Origin of the sequence: Comamonas sp. GB3 AK4-5 (assembly GCF_041320665.1) — a bacterium.
Classification (GTDB): domain Bacteria; phylum Pseudomonadota; class Gammaproteobacteria; order Burkholderiales; family Burkholderiaceae_C; genus Comamonas.
The window spans coordinates 908,058-927,706 of record NZ_CP166730.1 but is presented as its reverse complement, the minus strand read 5'-3'; the positions used below and the strand labels follow the sequence as shown (position 1 = coordinate 927,706).

Below are 19,649 nucleotides of genomic sequence, written 5' to 3'. Positions count from 1 at the left end.
CGCCTTCATGAACCGACGCCATTACCTTTCCTTCACCGCGCTCGCACTGGTCAGTGCACTGGCAGGCTGCTCCACCGTGGACTACGGCAAATCCCCCGCCTTGCAGCGCAATGCGAGCTGGGTCGTGCTGCCTTTCGATAACCACACGGAGACCCCCATGGCCGGCCAGCGCGCCGAGGCCATTGCCTTGGCCCTGCTCCAGGCACAGGGCGTGGGCAGCGTCAAACGCTACACGGGCGGCGCCAATGCCGCCGATGCGCTGTTTGCCCCGGCCGATGCGGCCAGCGGAGATGCCGCCATGAACTGGGCCCGCGAGCAAGGGGCAGCCTATGCCCTGAGCGGCGCCGTGGACGAGTGGCGCTACAAGGTCGGCGTGGACGGTGAGCCCGCCGTCGGCGTGGCGCTGCACATCATCGATGTGAACACCGGAGCCACCTTGTGGAGCGGCACCGGCGGCAAGAGTGGCTGGAGCCGCGAAGCACTGGCATCGGTCGGCCAAAAGCTCATTCGGGGGCTGCTCCATACCGGCCTGGGCAATGTGCGCTAACCGCAGGGCATCTCACCATGGACACCGTGCGTTCTGATCCCGAGGCCCGGCGCCAGCAGGCCCAGCCTGGCAGCAGCCCAAACAGGTGGATGCTGGGCTCACCACTGGGCAAGCTGGCCTCCACCGAGGGCAGCACCCGCATCCGGCTGCTGGAGATCCTCCTCCTGCCGGCCCTGTTTCTGCTGGTCGGCTATGGGCTGTCGCCCCAGGACCCGCTGTGGGTCCATGCCGAGTTCCCCTGGGCCTGGCTGGCACCCATCGTGGTGGCCCTGCGTTACGGCGCACTGGGCGGGCTCGGCGCCAGCACCGTCTTGCTGGCCGGCTGGGCAGTTTTTCATGGTGCTGACTGGCTGCATTTTCCCCAGCTGTACTTTCTCGGCGGCTTCATCACCGTCCTGGTCGTGGGCGAGTTCTCCAGCCTGTGGCGCCACAAGACCCGGCGGGCCGAACTGGCCCAGCATTACCTGGACCAGCGCCTCGAACATCTGGTGCGCCAGTACTATCTGCTGCGCCTGTCCCACGACCGCCTGGAGCAGGAGCTGATCGGCCGCCCCATGTCCATGCGCGATGCCCTGCGCCACCTGCAAACGGGCGATGATCCGCAGAAGGCGCCATTGCGGCTGCTGCAATTGCTGGGCGAGTACTGCCAGATCAGCAGCGCCAGCCTGTTTGCCGTGACCCATGACCTCGTGCACCCGGACGCACTGGCACAGCTGGGCACCCCCAAAGCACCCCAGCTGCAAGACCCCTTGATTCGCCAGGCCCTGGACACGCTTCGCCTGTGCCATGTGGCGCAGACCGCGGACGGTGCCGGCCTCTCCAGCCATTACCTGATTGCCGCGCCCTTGCTGGACCTCAGCGGCACACCGTTCGCGCTCCTGGTGGTCGAGGAAATGCCGTTTTATGCCTTGCAGGACGAGAACCTGCAGGTCATCAATCTGCTGCTCCACTATTACTGCGATGGACTGTCCAGCCATGCGCTGGCCCAGCCCATTGTCCAGGCCTACCCGGAATGCCCGGAATCCTTTGCCGTGGAGCTGCAGCGCCTGTCACACATGCAGGCCATTGCGGGGCTCGACAGCACGCTGGTGGTGCTGGAGTTCTCCGACGAGGCCATTGCCCACCATTACCCTCAGCAGATTCTGCGCATGCGGCGCATGCTGGATGAGCATTGGCTGATGCAGTCACCCCAGGGCCGGCAGATGCTGGCCGTGCTCATGCCCCTGGGCAATGCCTCGTCTGCCGAAGGCTTTTTGCAGCGCATCGAGCTGCTGCTGAGCCCCAAGTCCAAACAGACGCTGCAGGCCTTTGGCATTGCACCCCGGGTGTTCTCACTGGGCCAGCACCCGCCATTGGCGCTGCTGCAACATCTCGACGGACTGCTGCATGCTTAATCTCAAGCTGGGCCTGGCCGCATTGTCCCTGGAGCTCTCCAGCTGGTCGCTGATGGGCATGTTCCTCGAGCGCTCCGAGCCGGCCTTGCTGAGCTACTTTGCGCTGCACGGCGCTGCCTGTGTGCTGCTGGCCCTGTGCGTGCTGCCCTGGCTGATCGGTGACCGCAGCCGTCCGCGCTGGGCCGTGGTGTGCCTGATCGCCGTCTTTGCCTTCGTGATCCCGGTGGTGGGTTTTTTCCTGGTGGTGCTGGCCATCCTCACCATACGCACCTACCCAGCGCGCAGCCGGGAGCTGCCGTTTGACAGCGTGGAGCTGCCCGAATTCGATCTGCACCAGCATCTGCAAGGCGCCAGCCGCTCCACGGGCATGCGGGCGCTGCTGAAAAACCCCCAGGCCCCCGCCCAGACCCGCTTTCACGCCCTGGTGTCGCTCAACCACATCAGCGGCCACATTGCCTCGCCCCTGCTGCGCGATGCCCTCAACGACCACAGCGACGATATGCGTCTGCTGGCCTACGGCATGCTGGACCGTATGGAGCAACGGATTTCGCAGTCCATACACGAAGCATCCGTCCTCTTCCAGCAGGCAGAGCGACAGGTTGCAGCCCGCACAACTCCTTTGTCGTCCGAGGGCCTGGAGGCCGCGCGCAAGCTCTCCGATCTGTACTGGGAGCTGATCTACCAGGGCCTGGCCTCCGATGACATGCGGGAGTTTTCCGTACAGACCTCGCTGCGCTACTGCGATCTGGTGCTGTCGCACAAGCCCGATGACGGCCCCTTGCATCTGCGCCGAGGGCGTTTGCTGCATGCCCTGGGCCGTCAGGATGAGGCCCTGCAGTGCTACGCCCAGGCGCTGCAACTGCAGCTGCCGGAAACCCAGGTGCTGCCCTACAAGGCAGAAATTTATTTTGAACGCGGCGACTTCACCCGCGTGCGCGCCATCATGCGCCAGCTTGGACAGCACAGCACGCTGCCCAAGCTGCGCCCTGTGATCGACTACTGGAGCTAAGCCATGCATCCCCAAGCTGCAGAGGCAGACATCGCCTTGCTCCTCGAAGGCACCTATCCCTATGTCAGTGGCGGGGTGGCCAGCTGGGTGCACCAGATCATCCAGGCCTATCCGGAACACCGTTTCGCCCTGGTTTTCATAGGCAGCCGCCCCCAGGACTACCAGCACTTTCGCTACCAGCTGCCTGACAACGTGGTGCACTTTGAGGAGCATTTCCTCTACGACCAGTTGCAGGCCCCTGCCCAGCCCCATGCACGCCCGGGCAACCCCCAGGCCTATGCCCAGGTCCAGGCGCTGATTGACAGCCTGGCCCTGCACGCCAGCGGCCAGGCCACAGCCGATCAGGTGCTGGATGCCATGGGGGCGGTGGCCCAGGCCATGATGCCGGGCGGCACCCTGCCCCTAGAGGACTTTCTCTACAGCGAAGCGGCGTGGACCCTGATACGCGACGGCTACCAGGAATACTGCACCGACCCGTCCTTTTTAGACTATTTCTGGACGGTGCGCATCATGTTCCAGCCGCTGTGGACCATGGCCCGCGTAGCCCACAAGCTGCTGCCAGTGCGTGTGGTGCACAGCGCATCCACGGGCTATGCCGGTTTCCTGGGTGCGCTGCTGCACAACCAGCGCGGCATTCCTTTCGTGCTCTCCGAACATGGCATCTACACCAAGGAGCGGCAGATCGACCTGCTCAAGAGCGACTGGATACGCGACAACCGTAATGTGTTCCAGCGCAATCCCAACGAGGTGTCCTACTTCCGCCAGATGTGGATCAGCCTCTTCGAATGGATGGGCCGCTACTGCTACCGCGCGGCCTCGCCCATCGTGGCGCTGTATGAAACCAACCGGCTGCGGCAGATTGCCGACGGTGCCCCTGCGGAGCGCACGCTGAACATTCCCAATGGCATACGCGTGGCCCAGTTCGCAGCAGGTCGCCGTGCAGACGATGCCCCCATCCCGCCCGTGATCTGCCTGCTGGGCCGCGTGGTGCCCATCAAGGACATCAAGACCCTGCTGCGCGCCATGCGCCGCGTGGTCAACCGCAATCCCGCGGCCGAGGCCTGGATCGTGGGCCCCATGGAAGAAGACAACAGCTACGCCCAGGAATGCCAGCATCTGGTGGAGCAACTGGGCCTCACCTCACAGGTCAAGTTCCTGGGCTTTCAACGCACGGCCGACATCCTGCCCCAGGTGGGGCTGGTGGTGCTGTCCTCCATCAGCGAGGCCTTGCCCCTGGTGGTGCTGGAGGCCTATGCGGCCGGCATTCCCGTGGTCACCACCGATGTGGGCTCCTGCCGCCAGTTGGTGGAAGGCCTGGATGGCGAAGACCGCGCACTGGGCGCCAGTGGCAAGGTGGTGGGCATTGCCGACCCCAAGGCCCTGGCCGACGCCATGCTGGCCCTGCTCACCGATCCACAGGCCTGGCACCAGGCCAGCCGCAACGGCGTGCAGCGGGTGGAAAACTTCTATACCGACACCCGCATGTTCGACAGCTATCGGCGTGTTTATCAAGACGCACTCGCTGCGCAAAAGGAGGCATGCTGATGGCGGGTATCGGCTTCGAGCTGCGGCATCTGCTGCGCAAAAACACCTTGTTCGGCCTGCTGCAGACCTATGTCTATGCCAGCGTGATCGGCTCAGGCCCCTGGGTGTTCTCCATCGTCGGCATCTTGCTGATGGGCCTGCTCAGCGTGGGCCTGGTGGTGCCCTCCTACCTGGTCACGCAGTTCCAGACCTCGGTCACCTATCTGGTGGCTTTCAGCCTGATCTGGACGGGGCTGGCCCAACTGGCCTTTACCCGCTTCATCTCCGACCGCCTGTTTGAAAAGCGCCATGATCTGGTGCTGCCCAATCTGCATGGTCTGCTGCTGCTGACACTGGCCAGCGCGGCCCTCTGGGGGCTGCTGGCCTGCTTCACGGTGTTCTCTGGCCAGCGCCTGCTCTACCGGGTGCTGATGCTGGCAGGCTTTGCCCTGATGTGCGGCGTCTGGATTCTGACCGTGCTGCTCTCGGGCATGAAGCGCTACAAGGCCATCACGCTGCTGTTTGCCGGTGCCTACAGCTTCATCGTGCTGCTGTCGCTGCTGCTGCGCCACTTCGGACTGGAAGGCCTGCTCGCCAGCTTTGTAATCGGCCATTTGCTGATGTTTGCCGGCATGTGGGTGCTGGTGCTGCGGGAGTTCAATCCCCAGCGCCGCATTCTGGCCTTTGATTTTCTGCGCTCCGGCTGGCTGTATGGCTCGCTGGTGCTGACCGGCCTGCTCTACAACCTGGGCATCTGGGCCGACAAGCTGATGTTCTGGTTCTACCCGGACACCTCGCAGCTCATCATCGGCGGCCTGCGCGCCTCGCTGATCTACGACATCCCGGTGTTTCTCTCCTATCTGTCCATCATCCCCGGCATGGCGGTGTTTCTGGTGCGCATAGAGACCGACTTTGTCGAGTACTACGACAAGTTCTACACCGCCGTGCGCGAAGGCGGCTCGCTGGAATACATAGAGTCCATGCGCAACGAAATGGTCTATGCCATTCAGAACGGCCTGGGCGAGATCGCCAAAATCCAGACCCTGGCCGTGCTGGTGAGCTTTGTCGCCGGCCCCGCCGTGCTGCGGTGGCTGGGCATCTCCGACCTCTATTTGCCGCTCTTGCATGTGCAGGTGGTGGGTGCCGCCCTGCAAGTGGGCCTGATGGCCGTGCTGAATGTGTTCTTCTATCTGGACCAGCGCCGCACCGTGGTGTGGCTGTGCGCCGAGCTGGTGGCCTTGAATGTGATCTTCACCGGCATTTCTCTGTACCTGGGCGCGGCCTTCTACGGCTATGGCTTTACGCTGGCCATGCTGGTGACGCTGTGCACCGGTCTGATGCTGCTCAGCCGTGCCCTGGACCAGTTGGAGTACAAGACTTTTATGCTGCAGTGAGTGGAGCCTAAGAACGTGTTCAAAGGGCGGGCTATCCATTGTGGCGCTGTCTGACCATTGTGAAGCGGGCCCCTATGCCCGCTGCACTGCCCTGGCCCGCTCCAGCCGAAAAAATCGCTTTTACAGTACTTGCAGCGTCTGGCCGGCGCGCCAGCTTGTGCCGGGGAGCAAGGCCACGGGCTGGTTGATGTGCGCGGCTTCCACGCACAGCATGTGCTGCCAGCTGTCCGGCGCCATGTCTTCCAGCTGGGCACACAAGGCCTCACCGGGGTTCCAGACCACGGTTTCGCCCCAGGCCGCATCCTGGGAGATGGCCAGCGTGGACGGCAGGCCGCCCTCCAGCCGCAGCGGCTGGCTGCTGCCGGGGTAGACGCGGTCCACCTCGGTGCCAAAGGCCAGCGCGCCTTGCTGCACGGCCGGCCGCATGGCGTTGTTCGTGGTGTCCCAGTAGGCCCGACCCTCCAGGCCCTGCAGCCTGCAGCCGCCGACCTGGTCCACGCGCAAATAGCTGTGCAGGGCGGCGGTAAACGGCCAGGGCGCATCGCCCAGGTTCTCGACCTCCAGCACCACCTGCAACTGCCCCGGCTGCAAAGAGACATGCACGCTGGCGGCAATATGCGCAGGCCACATGGCCTGCGTGTCGGCGCTGTGCTGCCAGCGCCACTGGGCGTGCAGCTGCCGATCGGCCTGGCCGCTGGCCTGCACAAACCGCCAGGGCTGGCGGCGCGCGATGCCGTGCTTGGGCAGGCCGCCGCGCCGATTGAACTGGGGGAAGCAAATGGGAATGCCGCCGCGTATGGGAAAGGATCCATCCAGCACAGTCTGTGGGCTGAGGAACAAGCGCTCCTGCCCTTGCACCTGCCAGGACAGCGCCTGGGCGCCAAAGTCGCTCACGCGCAGGCTGTCGCCGCAGTCCAGCGCCAGCCGCGTGCAGTCCAGGCCGCGCCAGATTTCACGGGTAGCGCCCGCAAGCAGCTGCATGTTCATATCCATGGTCCTTGGTGCATCAAACCAGCATGTCCTCGCTCAGAGACACCCTGCAAGAGCCGCCCCGCAGCAGCGGTGTCGTCCCCCTCCGGCGCGCAGCGCCAAAGAGGGGGAGGGGGTAAAGCCGCTCAGGGGGTGTTTTCACTCCCCAGCGCATCCGCACGCGCTTGGCCTGCGGCGAAGTCCAGGTCACCGGTGTAGATGGCGCGTCCGCAGATCACACCTTCCACGCCTTCGCTCTCCACCGCGCACAGGGCTTCGATGTCGGCCATGCCGGCCAGTCCGCCCGAGGCAATGACCGGAATCTTCAGCGCCTGGGCCAGCTTCACGGTGGCGTCGATGTTGATGCCGGTGAGCATGCCGTCGCGGCCGATGTCGGTGTAGATGATGGATTCCACACCCCAGTCCTCGAAACGCTTGGCGGTGGAGATCACATCCTGGCCGGTGAGCTTGCTCCAGCCATCGATGGCGACCTTGCCGTCCTTGGCATCCAGGCCGACGATGATGTGGCCGGCAAAGGCGCTGCAGGCCTCCTGCAGAAAGCCCGGGTTCTTCACCGCAGCCGTGCCGATGATGAGGTATTCGATGCCCAGATTGATATAGCGCTCAATCGTGTCCAGGTCACGGATGCCGCCGCCCAGCTGCACGGGGATCTCGCCATTCACTTCCTTCAGAATGCTTTTGATCGCTGCCAAGTTCTTGGGCTGGCCGGCAAAAGCACCGTTGAGGTCCACCAGATGCAGGCGGCGGGCGCCAGCGCCCAGCCACTTGGCGGCCATGGCCCCTGGGTTGTCACCGAAGGTGGTGGATTGGTCCATGTCGCCTTGCTTGAGGCGTACGCATTGTCCGTCCTTGAGGTCAATGGCAGGGATAAGCAGCATGATGGTCAGCGGTCAGCAAAGAAATGGGCCGGTTCTGTACAGAGCTTGCGGCCCGGGTGGAAAAAGCCGTTGAAGCCCGTTAGGGCTTCCAGTGCAGAAAATTGCGGTACAGAGCCAGGCCCTGGTCGGCGCTTTTCTCGGGGTGAAACTGGGTGGCGAAAATATTATCGCGGGCTACGGCCGATGCAAACAAGCCACCGTAATCGGTGTGGCTGGCGCAATGCTCCGGCTGTGTCGCGCGAACATAAAAACTGTGCACGAAATAGAAGTAGCTGCCATCGGGAATGTCCCCCCAGATGGCGTGGCGCTGGCCTGCGTGGCTTTGGGGCTGCACCTGGTTCCAGCCCATTTGCGGCACCTTGAAGCGGCTGCCATCGGCCTGGATGCGGCCTTGCAGCTGAAAGCGTTGCACGCTGCCGGGGATCAGACCCAGGCCGGGCGTGTCGCCCTCCTCGCTGTGCTCAAGCAACATCTGCATGCCCACGCAGACGCCAAACAGCGGCTTGCTGGCGGCGGCTTCGAGCACGGCTTCCTGCATGCCGGAATCGCGCAGCGCGGCCATGCAGTCGCGCATGGCGCCCTGGCCGGGCAGCACCACGCGGCTGGCGGCCCGCACGACGGCGGGGTCCTGGGTGACGACCACGCGCACGGCACTGTCGGCCGCCGCGGCCATCACGGCCTGGGAGACAGAGCGCAGATTGCCCATGCCATAGTCGACCACGGCCACGGTATTGTTCACAGCATTCATAGCAGCCTAAGCGCTTGTAGCTTTGTTTTTCAATTCAAATCACTGCCAGTTCCGCGCCGTATGGGCGATGGCAGCTCCTTTTTTTACAGCGTGCCCTTGGTGGACGGCACCACACCCGCCATGCGCTCATCATGCTCCAGGGCAAAGCGCAGTGCGCGTGCAAAGGCCTTGAAGATGGTCTCGCACTGGTGGTGGGCGTTGAAGCCCTTGAGGTTGTCGATGTGCAGCGTCACACCGGCATGGTTCACAAAGCCCTGGAAGAATTCGTAGACCAGCTGGGTGTCCAGCTGGCCAATGCTGCCGGCGGTGAACTTCACATCCATGTGCAGGCTGGGACGGCCGGAGAAATCAATCACCACACGCGACAGCGCCTCGTCCAGCGGCACATAGGCATGGCCGTAGCGGCGTATGCCTTTTTTGTCGCCCACGGCCTTGGCAAAGGCCTGGCCCAGGGTGATGCCGATGTCTTCCACCGTGTGGTGGCCGTCGATGTGCAGATCACCCGCGCAGTCCACGTCCATGTCGATCAGGCCGTGGCGGGCAATCTGGTCCAGCATATGGTCCAGAAAGCCTATGCCCGAATGCAGGCTGGCCTTGCCCGTGCCGTCCAGGTTGATGCGCACCTGCACACGGGTTTCGGCGGTGTTGCGCTGGACTTCGGCCACGCGGGCGACGGTGCAGTCTGCAGCGGTGGAGGTGACGAGTGCGTTGCTCATAAAGACTCTTTCAATGCCGCCAGCATCTGGGCGTTTTCTTCGTGGGTGCCTACGGTCAGGCGCAGGCAGTTGGCCAGCAGCGGGTGCATGGCCGAGACATTTTTCACCAACACGCCACGCGCCTTCATGGCGGCCTGGGCCTGGCCTGCATTGCCCACGCGCAGCAGCACCATATTGGCTTCGGAGGGCCAGACCTTCTCCACCCCGGGCAGGGCACGCAGGGCATCAATCAGCGGCTGGCGCTCGGCGCGGATGGCGGCGGCCTGCTCGGCGTACAGGGCGGCATGCTCCAGCGCAAAGATGGCGGTTTCGCAATTCAGCACGCTGACGTTGTAGGGCGGGCGCACCTTGTCGATTTCATGCACCAGCGCGGCCGGGCCGATCAGATAGCCCAGGCGGACACCGGCCAGGCCGAACTTGGACAGCGTGCGCATCAAGAGCACATGCTGGTTGCGCGCGGGATCGGCCTGCATGCGGGACACCCAGCTGCGGCTGGCAAAGGGCTGGTAGGCCTCGTCCATCACCACCAGGCCGCCCACCTCGGCCACGGCGTCGATCACGGCCTGCACCTGGTCTTCGGGCCACAGCGTGGCCGTGGGGTTGTTGGGGTAGGCCATATAGGTGATGGCGGGGCGGTGCTTGGCGATGGCGGCCTGCATGGCGGGCACATCCAGCGCGAAATCCGCCGTCAGCTCCACGCCCACAAAGTCCAGGCCCTGCAGCTGGGCAGACAGCGGGTACATCACAAAGCCCGGCATGGGCGCCAGCATGGTGGCCCGTGCGCCTGCGGTGGGCTGGGCGGTGGCCAGCGCCATCAGGGTGATGATTTCGTCCGAGCCATTGCCCAGCAGCACGGCCGTGCCGGCCGGTGCGCCGGCATAGTCGGCCAGCATGTTCTTCAGCACCTCCAGGCGTTCGCCCGGATAGCGGTTCACTTCCAGCGCCCCGAGGCGCTCGCCCAGCTGCTGCTGCAGGGTCTGCGGCAGTCGGTAGGGGTTCTCCATGGTGTCCATCTTCAACAGGCCTTGTGATGCCTGGACATGGTAGCCCTGCATGGCGCGCACATCGGCGCGTATGCGTTGCAGGGCCTGGGTGGATGCGGGGGAAGCGGTCATGGGTGCACTTGGGTGAAAGAAGAAGCCGGAGGAAAGATTCACGGGGCCATGGCCTGCGGCGGCCATGCGGTCTGCGGCTCAGGCCTCCGAAGAAGGGGGCGCCTGGCGCAGCGGATGCAGCACAGTGACGCCACCAAACTCGGCGCCATGCGGCAGATGCAGGCTCAGCATGCGGTCGCAGCCGCTGTGCTGGGCACAGGCCACGGCCAGGCAGTCGCCAAAGGCCAGTTGGTGGCGGGCCTGCACGGCCCAGGCGGTTTCCAGCGTGGCGGCATCGGTTTTCCAGGGCGCCCAGGTCTGGTAGCGGCGGATGGCGGCGCGCGCATCGCCCTGGGGCAGGGGCACGGCGGCCATGGTCACCTGGTCATAGAACTCCACCAGCGCCTGGTTGCCGGTGCGGCCCCTGCGGCTGCGCCACAGCCGGTCCAGCCAGGCCAGTGTGGCGGTGTGCAAATCGCCACCGGCCACATCTTCGGCCGCGATCAACACCGAGGTATCGACAAACACCGGGTTCATGCGGCAGCTCCGGAATTCCTGTCTTTGGGGCCTGCTGCGCGCTCTACACCAGCAGAGCGCGCTATGGATTTTGCTGCCGATGCACCGACGGCAGCCTCAGCCTGCCAGCTGCGCTCGTCCGTGCGCCAGGCCAGGTAGGCTCGCTCGTAGGCGTCTTCGCGCTGCATCAGCTCGGCCATGAAATCACCCACCATGCGCGAGACACTGGTGCCGCGCCGGGCGGCTTCCACCCGCGCCCATTCGAGCACGCTGTCTTCCACGGTGATGGTGAGGTTCTTCATGCGGCCCATCGTACACGAAATCCGTGTAACACGAAATTCGTGTCGCACTTATTTCGTGCGACAAGCCAGGGCCTGCTGCGCCAGCTCGCCCACGCGGCGCAGCGCCGGCAGGTGCTGCTCGCTCCAGTCACCGCCCAGGCCTATGCGCAGGCCCTGGGGAAAACGCCCTGCCGTGCCAAACACCGAGCCGGGCGCCACCAAAATCTTCTCGGCCAGGCAGGCCTGGTGCAGCTGCAAAGCATCCACACCGCGCGGCAGCTCCAGCCACAGCAGCAGGCCGCCCGGTGGATCACTGACCCGCGTGCCCTGCGGGAAATGGCGGGCAATCACCTGGCGCGCCTGGTCCACCCGCACCGCAATCGCTGCGCGCAACTGGCGCATGGCCGCGTGGTGGCCGGTCTGGGTGATGAGGTCGGCCAAGGCCAGCTCCAGCACCGCAGACTGGCCGCCGGCATGCATGTCCTTGATGCGGCGCAGGGGTTCGGCCCAGCGTCCGGCCTCCACCCAGCCCAGGCGCAGGCCCGGGGCCAGGGTTTTGGAAAAGGAATGGCACAGCATCACATGGCCGGTGCTGTCATAGGACTTGAGGGTACGGCGCATGGTGTCGCCCTCGGCCAGGTCGGCATAGATGGCGTCTTCGATCACGGCCAGGCCATGCTGGGCCGCCATCTGCACCAGGCGTTTGCGCTCAGCCTGCGGCATGCAGCTGCCCAGCGGGTTGCTCAGCGTGGGCACCATCAGCAAGGCTTTGACGGGCTGGGTGTCCAGCGCCAGCTGCAGGGCATCCAGAGAAAGTCCATGGCGCGGATGGGTGGGAATCTCCAGCGCGCGCAGCTGCAAGGCCTGCAGCACCTCCAGAAACGAGAAATGCGTGGGCGACTCCAGGGCCACCACATCGCCGGGCCGGGTGACGGTACGCAGACACAGGGCCACGCTGTCCATGCAGCCGGCGGTGATGACAATGCGCTCCGGGTCCAGGCTGCAACCCAGGCCCACGGCATAGCGGGCCAGCGCACGGCGCGCGCCTGCATGGCCGCTGGTTTCGGGATAGGTGCACAGCAGATGGCGGTGCTGCTGCACGGCACGCGCCACGGCGCGGCGCACACGGTCGGTGTTGAGCAAATCCGGCCCCGGCGTGCCGCTGCTGAACGACACCATGCCCTCGGGCTGTGTGCGCCCCAGCACACGCTGGCCCAGCCAGTCCGGCTGCACCGCCCTGGGCCGGCGCACAGGCCTAGCCGTGCTGGGCTCGGGCAGCGCCACCGGGCGCGGCGCCACATAAAAGCCCGAGCGCGGGCGGGCCGTGATCAGCTGGGCATCTTCCAGCCAGTGCAAGGCCTGCACCACCGTGGCCTGGGCCACGCCATGCTGGCGCGCCAGCGCGCGTACCGAAGGCAGCTTGTCGCCCCGAGCCAGCGTGCCCTGGCGTATGCACTGGGCCAGGGGTTCGGCAATCTGCAAATACAGCGGGAGCGAGCGAGGGGATTCCATCCCCGCATTCTGTACTACAAATTTTTTCAGCTGCTAGTACAGAGCCCACGTGACCCGGGCAGTACAGCGCCGCCCTGCACCACGGCTGTATGGCTGCGGTTGGCACGGCGCTGCCACTGTTTTCCTGTGCGCCCCCGCACGACAGTGCAGACATGTACCAAGACCGCCTCTTGCCCGCTGCTGCACCATGCGCCTATTTCACGCCCCCGCCACCACCGCCCTGGCGCACACAGGCGCTGGCTGCGGACGCGCCGGTCCAACGCCTGCGCGTTCCCAAGCGCTGCATGGCCGTGCTGGAAAGCCTGCACGGCGCTGTGTGGTTGACCATGGCCGGCACCTTGGATGACCACTTTCTGGCACCAGGACAACGCCGCTACTGCCCCGGCCCTGCCCTGCTTTTTGTAGGTACCCAGGGACAGGAAGCGGCCACCGTGCGCTGGGTGCTACTCCACCCGGGCCAGCATGGGCCGGCATAAAAAAACCGCGCCCTGGGCGCGGTGTGTCGCATGCCGCATCAGCGGTATTGCGGTGGCGGCGCATAGGTGGGCGCAGGGTCACCAGGGAAGGCCGCAGGCGCAGGTTCGGTGCCTTGGGGGCGGGAGGGACGAACAGCGGGCTTGGGCTCACCCAGACGCACCTCGAACAGCGCAGCACCGATCACACCCACATTGCGCGCATCGCCTGCGGGTGTGTGGTTGGCGTAGGCTCGGCCTTTGTTGGCAAAGCGAAAAGCCGCCACCTCGTTCTGGCTTTTGCGGAAGCCGTCGATGCGCAGGGTTTCACCGGGGCGCAGCAAATAGCCGCTGCGCTGCATGCTGCCGGCCTGGCCGGTGAGCACATCCAGCCCGTCCACCGTGGCCACCACTTCGTAGCTGCGCTGGCTGTGGTTGGTGTAGACCAGCTCATAACGCTCGCCATGGCGGCCTGCAAGCTGGTAGTTCTGTGCACCGCGCGTGCTGAAGATGGGCAGCGCCTGGCCTTGTCCATCTTGCACAGCCCATTCCACATCGCCGTCTGCCAGCAGCACATTGAGCTGGCGGTCTGCCGTACCTCCCAAGGCCCGGCGAATGCTGGCTTCGTCCGAATACAGCAGCTGCGACAGCGCTTGCGGGCGATCGGGGTACAAGCGTGTGGCCTCCACGGACTGGGTGGCGGACGCACGCCCTTCCCCCCACTGCGTGCCCAGCGTGGAGGCGGCTTTGGCTGGTGCGCGGCTGGAAGCGGCTTCCGAGGCCTGCGCCCGCTCCGAGGCCGAATGCGGTGCACCGCAAGCCACCAGGCCCGCCGCAAGCAACATGGCGGCCAGCCAATGCCACCAGCGCAGGGAACTGGCCGTCTGGATAGATTTCATTGTGGTATTCCTTTTGAGGGTTGGCGCAAAAGCGGTGTCACCCCTGCGCTGCAGCGCCAAGTTTGCGGCAAAAGCGGACCGGCCGCCGTCAGCCAAGATCGGAAGTTGGCCGCACAGCGGGCATAAAAAAGCCGTGGCCCCGCCACGGCTGCGCTGCCAGCTGCAGTGCTTACTTCAGGCGCATCTCGGCGGCACGGGCATGGCCTTGCAGGCCTTCGCCATAGGCCAGCACGGCAGCGGTCTTGCCCAGGATTTGCGCACCGGCTTCGCTGACCTCGATCAGGCTGCTGCGCTTTTGGAAGTCGTACACGCCCAGTGGCGAGCTAAAACGCGCCGTGCCGCTGGTGGGCAGCACATGGTTGGGGCCGGCGCAGTAGTCGCCCAGGCTTTCCGAGGTGTAGGCGCCCAAAAAGATGGCGCCGGCATGCTTGAGCAGCGGCTCCCACTTGTGGGGGTCGCGGCTGGAGACTTCCAGGTGCTCGGGGGCAATGCGGTTGCTGATGGCGCAGGCCTCTTCCATGTCGCGCGTGAGGATCAGCGCGCCACGGTCGGTCAGGCTTTTGGCGATGATGGCCTTGCGCGGCATCTCGGGCAGCAGGCGGTCGATTTCGCGTTGCACGGCGACGATATAGGCCGCGTCCGGGCACAGCAAAATCGACTGGGCCAGCTCGTCATGCTCGGCCTGGCTGAACAAGTCCATGGCCACCCATTCCGCCGGCGTCGTGCCATCGGCCAGCACCAGGATTTCGCTGGGGCCGGCAATCATGTCGATGCCCACCTGGCCAAACACACGCTTTTTGGCGCTGGCCACATAGGCGTTGCCGGGGCCGGTGATCTTGTCCACTTTGGGCACGGTGGCCGTGCCGTAGGCCAGCGCGGCCACAGCCTGGGCGCCACCAATGGTGAAGGCGCGGTGCACGCCGGCCACATAGGCGGCGGCCAGCACCAGCGGGTTCTTGGCGCCCTGGGGCGTGGGCACGACCATGATGATGTCCTGCACACCAGCCACATGGGCGGGAATGGCATTCATCAACACGCTGCTGGGATAGGCCGCCTTGCCGCCGGGCACATAAATGCCCACGCGGTCCAGCGGCGTGACCTTCTGGCCCAGCAGGCTGCCGTCTTCATCGCGGTAACTCCAGCTTTCGCCGCAGGCTTTTTTCTGGGCTTCGTGGTAGCTCTTCACCCGGCGGGCCGCCGACTCCAGGGCCTCGCGCTGCTCGGTGGGCAGGCTGTCGAAAGCGGCCTTGAGTTCGGCCTGGCTCAGCTCCAGCGCCGCCATGCTGTCCACCGTCAAACCGTCAAAACGGGCCGTGTATTCCAGCACGGCGGCATCGCCGCGCTTTTGCACATCGGCCAGGATGTCGGCCACGCGCTGTTCGATGGCTGCATCCTGGTCCGCCGACCAATGCAGACGCTGCGCAAAATCATGCTCGAATTGGGCATCAGCGGTTGACAGGTGGGCGGGAGCAGCTACGAATTCCATAGTATTTACCGGTGGAGAGAATCAGTTGTTTTTGGCGGCAACCGCCTGCGTGAATGCATCGATGATGTGGCGCAGCGGAGCCTGCTTGAGCTTGAGCGAGGCCTGGTTGACCACCAGGCGCGAGCTGATGTCCATGATGGGCTCGACCTCGACCAGGTCATTGGCCTTGAGCGTGTTGCCGGTGGAGACCAGGTCGACGATGGCGTCGGCCATGCCAATCAGCGGCGCCAGCTCCATGGAGCCGTAGAGCTTGACCATGTCCACGTGCACGCCCTTCTGGGCAAAGAAGTTGCGGGCAATCTCGGGGTACTTGGTGGCAATGCGCAGACGCGCCCCCTGCTTGACGGCCAGTGCATAGTCAAAGCCGTTGCGCACGGCCACGCTGACGCGGCATTTGGCGATCTGCAGATCCAGCGGCTGGTACAGGCCCTGGCCGCCATGCTCGATCAGCGAATCCAGACCGGACACGCCCAGGTCGGCACCGCCATACTGCACATACACCGGCACGTCGGAGGCGCGCACCAGCACCACGCGCACATTGGCCTGGTTGGTGTCGAAAATCAGCTTGCGCGACTTTTCCACATCCTCGGTCACCACAATGCCGGCAGCAGCCAGCAGGGGCACGGTTTCTTCAAAGATACGGCCCTTGGACAGGGCGATGGTCACGGGTGCGGCAGCGGTCATTGGGTCACCCGTTCGATATCGGCGCCCAGGGCGCGCAGTTTGTCTTCCATGCGGTCATAGCCACGGTCCAGGTGGTAGATGCGGTCCACCAGGGTTTCGCCTTCGGCCACCAGGCCGGCGATGACCAGGCTGGCCGAGGCGCGCAAATCGGTGGCCATCACGGTGGCGCCGGTCAGGCGCTTGCCGCCTTCGAGGTGAGCCACGCGGCCGTCCACGGTGATGTTGGCGCCCAGGCGCAGCATCTCGTTGACATGCATGAAGCGGTTTTCAAAAATGGTCTCGGTCACCACGCTGGAGCCCTGGGCCACCAGGTTCAGCGCCATGAACTGGGCCTGCATATCGGTGGGGAAACCGGGGTATTCGGTAGTGCGAAAGCTCTGGGCCTTGAGCGGGCCGTTGGAGGCGACCTTCAGGCCGTCCTCCACAGGCTCCACCTGCACGCCCGCATCCTTGAGCTTGTCGATCACGGCGCCCAGGTGATCGGCGCGCGCATGGTGCAGCAGCGCCTGGCCACCGGCAGCGGCCACGGCACACAAAAAGGTGCCGGCCTCGATGCGGTCGGCCACCACCTGGTGGGTGCAGCCGTGCAGCTTGTCCACGCCCTGGATCACGATGTGGCTGGTGCCATGGCCCGTGATCTTGGCGCCCATCTTGATCAGCATCTCGGCCAGGTCGGTGATTTCCGGCTCCATGGCGGCGTTTTCCAGCACGGTTTCGCCGTCGGCCAATGCAGCGGCCATCAGAAAGTTTTCGGTGCCCGTGACCGTCACCATGTCGGTGGTGATGCGCGCGCCCTTCAGGCGGGTCTGGCCTGCGGGCAGACTGGCGTGCATATAGCCGTTTTCCACGGTGATGATGGCACCCATGGCCTGCAAGCCCTTGATGTGCTGGTCCACCGGGCGCGAACCGATGGCGCAGCCGCCGGGCAGCGAGACCTTGGCGTGGCCAAAGCGGGCCAGCAGCGGGCCCAGGGCCAGCACCGAGGCGCGCATGGTCTTGACCAGCTCATAGGGCGCTTCGGGGTTCAGGCTGTCAGGGGCGACAAAACTCATGCCACCGCGCTCGCCATGGGTCTCGGTCTGCACGCCCATGTTGTCCAGCAGACGGCGCATGGTGGCCACGTCATGCAGGCGCGGCACGTTGTGCAGGTGCACGGGCTCGTTGGTGAGCAGTGCGGCGCACATTTCCGGCAGGGCAGCGTTCTTGGCGCCGGAGATGGTGACTTCGCCCTGCAGCGGGCGGCCACCGTGAATCTTGAGTTTGTCCATTGCAGACAGCCTTATGAGTCGAACAAGGCTGCAGCGCTTTTTGTGATTGCGCTCGCAGCTATTAATCCAGTAGTGAAAGGAGCGGACCGAAAGCGCTTACTGCCCAGCCTGCTTGGCCCATTCTTCAGGGGTATAGGTTTTCATCGACAGCGCATGCACCTCGTCGGTGGCCATGCGGTTGCCCAGCGTGGCATAGACCAGGCGCTGGCGGCCCAGCAGGCGCTGGCCCTCGAACGCGGCCGAGACGATGGTGGCAAACCAGTGGCGGCCATCGCCCTCGAGTGCAATGTGCTCGCAGGCCAGGCCGGCGCTGATGATGTCTTTGAGTTGGTCTGCAGTCATTTCAGTTCAATTATCCAGTAGCGCTCTGCGCAAAACCTCGGGCCCCATGCTCAGCCTGTGCAAGCCGCCCCTGTCAGGGCTTCGCACAAGGGCCGCCCCGCTGCGCGAGTGCCGTCCCCTTCGGCACAGCCGAAAAAGGGGGCGCGCAGCGGCTCAGGGGCTGTTTCATTCCAAGGGCTTAGCCTCTAATTTTGTAGCCCGTGCGCAGCAGGTGCACGGCCAGGGCACTGACCAGCAGCCAGGCACCGCCCACGATGGCCAGGCTGGTCCAGGGGGACGCATCGCTCAGGCCGAAGAAGCCGTAGCGAAAGCCATCGATCATGTAGAAGAAGGGATTGAAATGGCTGACCTGCTGCCAGAACGGCGGCAGCGAATGGATGGAATAGAACACACCCGACAGAAACGTCATGGGCATGATCAAAAAGTTCTGAAAGGCCGCCATCTGGTCGAACTTGTCGGCCCACAGTCCGGCAATCAGGCCCAGCGTGCCCAACAGCGCCGCGCCCAGAAAGGCGAAGGCGATGATCCACAGCGGCGCCACAGCCACGGCCGGTGTGAAGAACAGGGTGACGATATAGACCCCCAGGCCCACCACCAGGCCACGCACCACCGAGGCGCCCACAAAGGCCACAAACCAGGCCCAGTGCGACAGCGGCGTGAGCAAGATGAACACCACGCTGCCCATGATCTTGCTTTGCACCAGGCTGGAGGAGCTGTTGGCAAAAGCGTTTTGCAGCACGCTCATCATCACCAGGCCGGGCACCAGAAAGGCGGTGTAGCTGAGGCTGCCGTAGACCTTGATATGGCCGTCCAGCACATGGCCGAAGATCAGCAGATACAGCACGGCCGTGAGCACGGGCGCGGCCACGGTCTGGAAGCTCACCTTCCAGAAGCGCAGGATTTCTTTGTAGAACAGGGACTGCCAGCCTTGCATAACTCTTGCGCCCTCAGGCGGCCCCCTTCATCACTTGCAAAAACACGTCTTCCAGGTCGGCACGGCGGATTTCCATGTCTTCCATGGCCACGCCGGCTTGGCGCAGCGCGGCCAGATAGGCCTCGATGTCGTTCGGCCCCTGGGCCGGCAGCTGCACCACGCGGCCGGTGACACGTGCCACCGGCAGCAGTTGCGCGGGCAAGGCCTGGTCGGTCTTGAACTGCAGCACATTGGCCGAAGCGGTTTTCAGCAGATTGGAGGTGTCGTCCAGCGCCACGATCTGGCCGTTTTTGAGCATGGCGATGCGGTTGCACAGCGCCTCGGCCTCTTCCAGGTAATGGGTGGTCAGCAGCACCGTGTGGCCCTGCTTGTTGAGCTGGGCAATGAAATGCCACAGCGTCTGGCGCAGTTCCACGTCCACGCCGGCCGTGGGCTCGTCCAGCACGATGATGGGGGGCTTGTGCACCAGGGCCTGGGCCACCAGCACACGGCGCTTCATGCCGCCCGAGAGCTGGCGCATATTAGCCGTGGCCTTGTCGGCCAGACCCAGGTTCTCCAGCAGTTCGTCAATCCAGGCGTCGTTGTTTCTGACACCGAAGTAGCCGGACTGCAGCCGCAAGGTCTCGCGCACATTGAAGAAGGGGTCAAACACCAGCTCCTGCGGCACCACGCCCAGCGCACGGCGTGCGGCAGCAAAGTCGGCCTGCACGTCGTGGCCCTGTACGCGCACCCGGCCCGTGGTAGCCCGGGTCAGGCCCGCGAGAATGCTGATCAAAGTGGTCTTTCCCGCGCCGTTAGGCCCGAGCAGACCGAAGAATTCGCCTTCGCCAATGTCCAGGCTGACCTCTTGCAGGGCCTGAAACGCCCCTTTGGGCGTGCGGTAGGTCTTGGAGACGGATTGAAATGAGACGGCAGACATAGGCAGCCGTCCATTTTAAGTGCAGACCCCGTTTGCGTGCCCGCAGCCCGGCAAGATGGGCT

21 protein-coding genes are annotated in these 19,649 nt (G+C 64.8%); 6 read left to right on the top strand and 15 right to left on the bottom strand.

Translation table 11 applies throughout. The annotated features are described in order from the left end of the window. The first annotated feature begins 7 nt into the window (after nucleotides 1–7). Genes ACA027_RS04020 through pelG form a run of 5 tightly spaced genes read left to right on the top strand, consistent with a single transcriptional unit; the run spans nucleotide 8 to nucleotide 5,868 of the window. Nucleotides 8–547, top strand: a complete 540-nt coding sequence (locus ACA027_RS04020; protein WP_370681120.1) for a penicillin-binding protein activator LpoB — start codon at nucleotides 8–10, stop codon at nucleotides 545–547. Nucleotides 548–564: 17 nt separating this feature from the next. Further along, entirely contained in the window at nucleotides 565–1,941 is a 1,377-nt protein-coding gene (locus ACA027_RS04015; RefSeq protein WP_370681119.1) for a PelD GGDEF domain-containing protein, read from the top strand. Continuing rightward, nucleotides 1,934–2,950 (top strand): hypothetical protein, encoded by a 1,017-nt coding sequence (locus ACA027_RS04010; protein ID WP_370681118.1) that lies wholly within the window; start codon nucleotides 1,934–1,936, stop codon nucleotides 2,948–2,950. Before ACA027_RS04015 ends, ACA027_RS04010 begins: the two co-directional genes overlap by 8 nt. A gap of 3 nt (nucleotides 2,951–2,953) precedes the next feature. After that, complete coding sequence (gene pelF / locus ACA027_RS04005; protein ID WP_370681117.1) at nucleotides 2,954–4,495, top strand: GT4 family glycosyltransferase PelF; 1,542 nt, start codon at nucleotides 2,954–2,956, stop codon at nucleotides 4,493–4,495. Then, nucleotides 4,495–5,868, top strand: coding sequence for an exopolysaccharide Pel transporter PelG (gene pelG / locus ACA027_RS04000; protein WP_370681116.1), 1,374 nt, complete (start codon nucleotides 4,495–4,497; stop codon nucleotides 5,866–5,868). Before pelF ends, pelG begins: the two co-directional genes overlap by 1 nt. A 120-nt stretch (nucleotides 5,869–5,988) precedes the next feature. Here pelG and ACA027_RS03995 read toward each other — a convergent pair whose 3' ends face one another. The 8 genes from ACA027_RS03995 to ACA027_RS03960 all read right to left on the bottom strand — a co-directional run bounded on the left by ACA027_RS03995 (nucleotide 5,989) and on the right by ACA027_RS03960 (nucleotide 12,603). Further along, the gene (locus tag ACA027_RS03995; RefSeq protein ID WP_370681115.1) at nucleotides 5,989–6,855 is read right to left on the bottom strand and encodes a D-hexose-6-phosphate mutarotase; all 867 of its coding nucleotides are present in this window, start codon (nucleotides 6,853–6,855) and stop codon (nucleotides 5,989–5,991) included. A 128-nt stretch (nucleotides 6,856–6,983) separates the two neighbouring features. Next, a complete protein-coding gene (hisA, locus tag ACA027_RS03990) occupies nucleotides 6,984–7,736 on the bottom strand; it encodes a 1-(5-phosphoribosyl)-5-[(5-phosphoribosylamino)methylideneamino]imidazole-4-carboxamide isomerase (protein WP_370681113.1) in 753 nt (250 codons plus the stop codon). Nucleotides 7,737–7,815: 79 nt separating this feature from the next. Beyond that, complete coding sequence (gene hisH, locus ACA027_RS03985; RefSeq protein ID WP_370681112.1) at nucleotides 7,816–8,484, bottom strand: imidazole glycerol phosphate synthase subunit HisH; 669 nt, start codon at nucleotides 8,482–8,484, stop codon at nucleotides 7,816–7,818. An 83-nt stretch (nucleotides 8,485–8,567) separates the two neighbouring features. Then, nucleotides 8,568–9,200, bottom strand: coding sequence for an imidazoleglycerol-phosphate dehydratase HisB (hisB, locus tag ACA027_RS03980; protein WP_370681111.1), 633 nt, complete (start codon nucleotides 9,198–9,200; stop codon nucleotides 8,568–8,570). Beyond that, nucleotides 9,197–10,315: a histidinol-phosphate transaminase gene (gene hisC / locus ACA027_RS03975; protein ID WP_370681110.1), complete on the bottom strand. Its 1,119-nt coding sequence runs from the start codon at nucleotides 10,313–10,315 to the stop codon at nucleotides 9,197–9,199. The genes hisB and hisC overlap by 4 nt, the downstream gene beginning before the upstream one ends. A gap of 78 nt (nucleotides 10,316–10,393) precedes the next feature. Next, on the bottom strand, nucleotides 10,394–10,831 hold the full coding sequence (locus ACA027_RS03970; protein WP_370681109.1) for a PIN domain-containing protein: 438 nt from the start codon (nucleotides 10,829–10,831) through the stop codon (nucleotides 10,394–10,396). Further along, nucleotides 10,828–11,112: a hypothetical protein gene (locus ACA027_RS03965; RefSeq protein WP_370681108.1), complete on the bottom strand. Its 285-nt coding sequence runs from the start codon at nucleotides 11,110–11,112 to the stop codon at nucleotides 10,828–10,830. Before ACA027_RS03965 ends, ACA027_RS03970 begins: the two co-directional genes overlap by 4 nt. A gap of 48 nt (nucleotides 11,113–11,160) precedes the next feature. Further along, nucleotides 11,161–12,603 carry a PLP-dependent aminotransferase family protein gene (locus ACA027_RS03960; RefSeq protein WP_370681107.1) on the bottom strand — a complete coding sequence of 481 codons (1,443 nt, stop codon included), beginning with the start codon at nucleotides 12,601–12,603 and terminating at the stop codon, nucleotides 11,161–11,163. 152 nt (nucleotides 12,604–12,755) lie between these two features. Here ACA027_RS03960 and ACA027_RS03955 point away from each other — a divergent pair, with 152 nt between their 5' ends. After that, entirely contained in the window at nucleotides 12,756–13,079 is a 324-nt protein-coding gene (locus ACA027_RS03955; protein WP_370681106.1) for a DUF2917 domain-containing protein, read from the top strand. Between the two features lie 38 nt (nucleotides 13,080–13,117). Here the strand turns inward: ACA027_RS03955 and ACA027_RS03950 are convergent, their stop codons facing one another. The 7 genes from ACA027_RS03950 to ACA027_RS03920 form a co-directional block, all read right to left on the bottom strand. Further along, entirely contained in the window at nucleotides 13,118–13,954 is an 837-nt protein-coding gene (locus ACA027_RS03950; RefSeq protein ID WP_370681105.1) for a hypothetical protein, read from the bottom strand. A 169-nt stretch (nucleotides 13,955–14,123) separates the two neighbouring features. Continuing rightward, entirely contained in the window at nucleotides 14,124–15,440 is a 1,317-nt protein-coding gene (gene hisD, locus ACA027_RS03945; protein WP_370681104.1) for a histidinol dehydrogenase, read from the bottom strand. 21 nt (nucleotides 15,441–15,461) lie between these two features. Next, the gene (gene hisG, locus ACA027_RS03940; RefSeq protein WP_370681103.1) at nucleotides 15,462–16,124 is read right to left on the bottom strand and encodes an ATP phosphoribosyltransferase; all 663 of its coding nucleotides are present in this window, start codon (nucleotides 16,122–16,124) and stop codon (nucleotides 15,462–15,464) included. Further along, nucleotides 16,121–17,392 (bottom strand): UDP-N-acetylglucosamine 1-carboxyvinyltransferase, encoded by a 1,272-nt coding sequence (gene murA, locus ACA027_RS03935; RefSeq protein ID WP_370681102.1) that lies wholly within the window; start codon nucleotides 17,390–17,392, stop codon nucleotides 16,121–16,123. The genes hisG and murA overlap by 4 nt, the downstream gene beginning before the upstream one ends. A gap of 96 nt (nucleotides 17,393–17,488) precedes the next feature. Then, nucleotides 17,489–17,734, bottom strand: coding sequence for a BolA family protein (locus tag ACA027_RS03930; protein WP_370681101.1), 246 nt, complete (start codon nucleotides 17,732–17,734; stop codon nucleotides 17,489–17,491). A 178-nt stretch (nucleotides 17,735–17,912) separates the two neighbouring features. Continuing rightward, nucleotides 17,913–18,668, bottom strand: coding sequence for an ABC transporter permease (locus tag ACA027_RS03925; RefSeq protein WP_370681100.1), 756 nt, complete (start codon nucleotides 18,666–18,668; stop codon nucleotides 17,913–17,915). A gap of 13 nt (nucleotides 18,669–18,681) precedes the next feature. Further along, nucleotides 18,682–19,587, bottom strand: coding sequence for an ABC transporter ATP-binding protein (locus tag ACA027_RS03920; RefSeq protein WP_370681099.1), 906 nt, complete (start codon nucleotides 19,585–19,587; stop codon nucleotides 18,682–18,684). Nucleotides 19,588–19,649 lie beyond the last annotated feature (62 nt).

Excerpts from the sequence above, each read along its gene's own strand:
- ACA027_RS04020 (WP_370681120.1), top strand. The coding sequence starts at position 8 with ATGAACCGACGCCATTACCTTTCCTTCACCGCGCTCGCACTGGTCAGT.
- ACA027_RS04015 (WP_370681119.1), top strand. The coding sequence starts at position 565 with ATGGACACCGTGCGTTCTGATCCCGAGGCCCGGCGCCAGCAGGCCCAG.
- ACA027_RS04010 (WP_370681118.1), top strand. The coding sequence starts at position 1,934 with ATGCTTAATCTCAAGCTGGGCCTGGCCGCATTGTCCCTGGAGCTCTCC.
- pelF (WP_370681117.1), top strand. The coding sequence starts at position 2,954 with ATGCATCCCCAAGCTGCAGAGGCAGACATCGCCTTGCTCCTCGAAGGC.
- pelG (WP_370681116.1), top strand. The coding sequence starts at position 4,495 with ATGGCGGGTATCGGCTTCGAGCTGCGGCATCTGCTGCGCAAAAACACC.
- ACA027_RS03995 (WP_370681115.1), bottom strand. The coding sequence starts at position 6,855 with ATGAACATGCAGCTGCTTGCGGGCGCTACCCGTGAAATCTGGCGCGGC.
- hisA (WP_370681113.1), bottom strand. The coding sequence starts at position 7,736 with ATGCTGCTTATCCCTGCCATTGACCTCAAGGACGGACAATGCGTACGC.
- hisH (WP_370681112.1), bottom strand. The coding sequence starts at position 8,484 with ATGAATGCTGTGAACAATACCGTGGCCGTGGTCGACTATGGCATGGGC.
- hisB (WP_370681111.1), bottom strand. The coding sequence starts at position 9,200 with ATGAGCAACGCACTCGTCACCTCCACCGCTGCAGACTGCACCGTCGCC.
- hisC (WP_370681110.1), bottom strand. The coding sequence starts at position 10,315 with ATGACCGCTTCCCCCGCATCCACCCAGGCCCTGCAACGCATACGCGCC.
- ACA027_RS03970 (WP_370681109.1), bottom strand. The coding sequence starts at position 10,831 with ATGAACCCGGTGTTTGTCGATACCTCGGTGTTGATCGCGGCCGAAGAT.
- ACA027_RS03965 (WP_370681108.1), bottom strand. The coding sequence starts at position 11,112 with ATGAAGAACCTCACCATCACCGTGGAAGACAGCGTGCTCGAATGGGCG.
- ACA027_RS03960 (WP_370681107.1), bottom strand. The coding sequence starts at position 12,603 with ATGGAATCCCCTCGCTCGCTCCCGCTGTATTTGCAGATTGCCGAACCC.
- ACA027_RS03955 (WP_370681106.1), top strand. The coding sequence starts at position 12,756 with ATGTACCAAGACCGCCTCTTGCCCGCTGCTGCACCATGCGCCTATTTC.
- ACA027_RS03950 (WP_370681105.1), bottom strand. The coding sequence starts at position 13,954 with ATGAAATCTATCCAGACGGCCAGTTCCCTGCGCTGGTGGCATTGGCTG.
- hisD (WP_370681104.1), bottom strand. The coding sequence starts at position 15,440 with ATGGAATTCGTAGCTGCTCCCGCCCACCTGTCAACCGCTGATGCCCAA.
- hisG (WP_370681103.1), bottom strand. The coding sequence starts at position 16,124 with ATGACCGCTGCCGCACCCGTGACCATCGCCCTGTCCAAGGGCCGTATC.
- murA (WP_370681102.1), bottom strand. The coding sequence starts at position 17,392 with ATGGACAAACTCAAGATTCACGGTGGCCGCCCGCTGCAGGGCGAAGTC.
- ACA027_RS03930 (WP_370681101.1), bottom strand. The coding sequence starts at position 17,734 with ATGACTGCAGACCAACTCAAAGACATCATCAGCGCCGGCCTGGCCTGC.
- ACA027_RS03925 (WP_370681100.1), bottom strand. The coding sequence starts at position 18,668 with ATGCAAGGCTGGCAGTCCCTGTTCTACAAAGAAATCCTGCGCTTCTGG.
- ACA027_RS03920 (WP_370681099.1), bottom strand. The coding sequence starts at position 19,587 with ATGTCTGCCGTCTCATTTCAATCCGTCTCCAAGACCTACCGCACGCCC.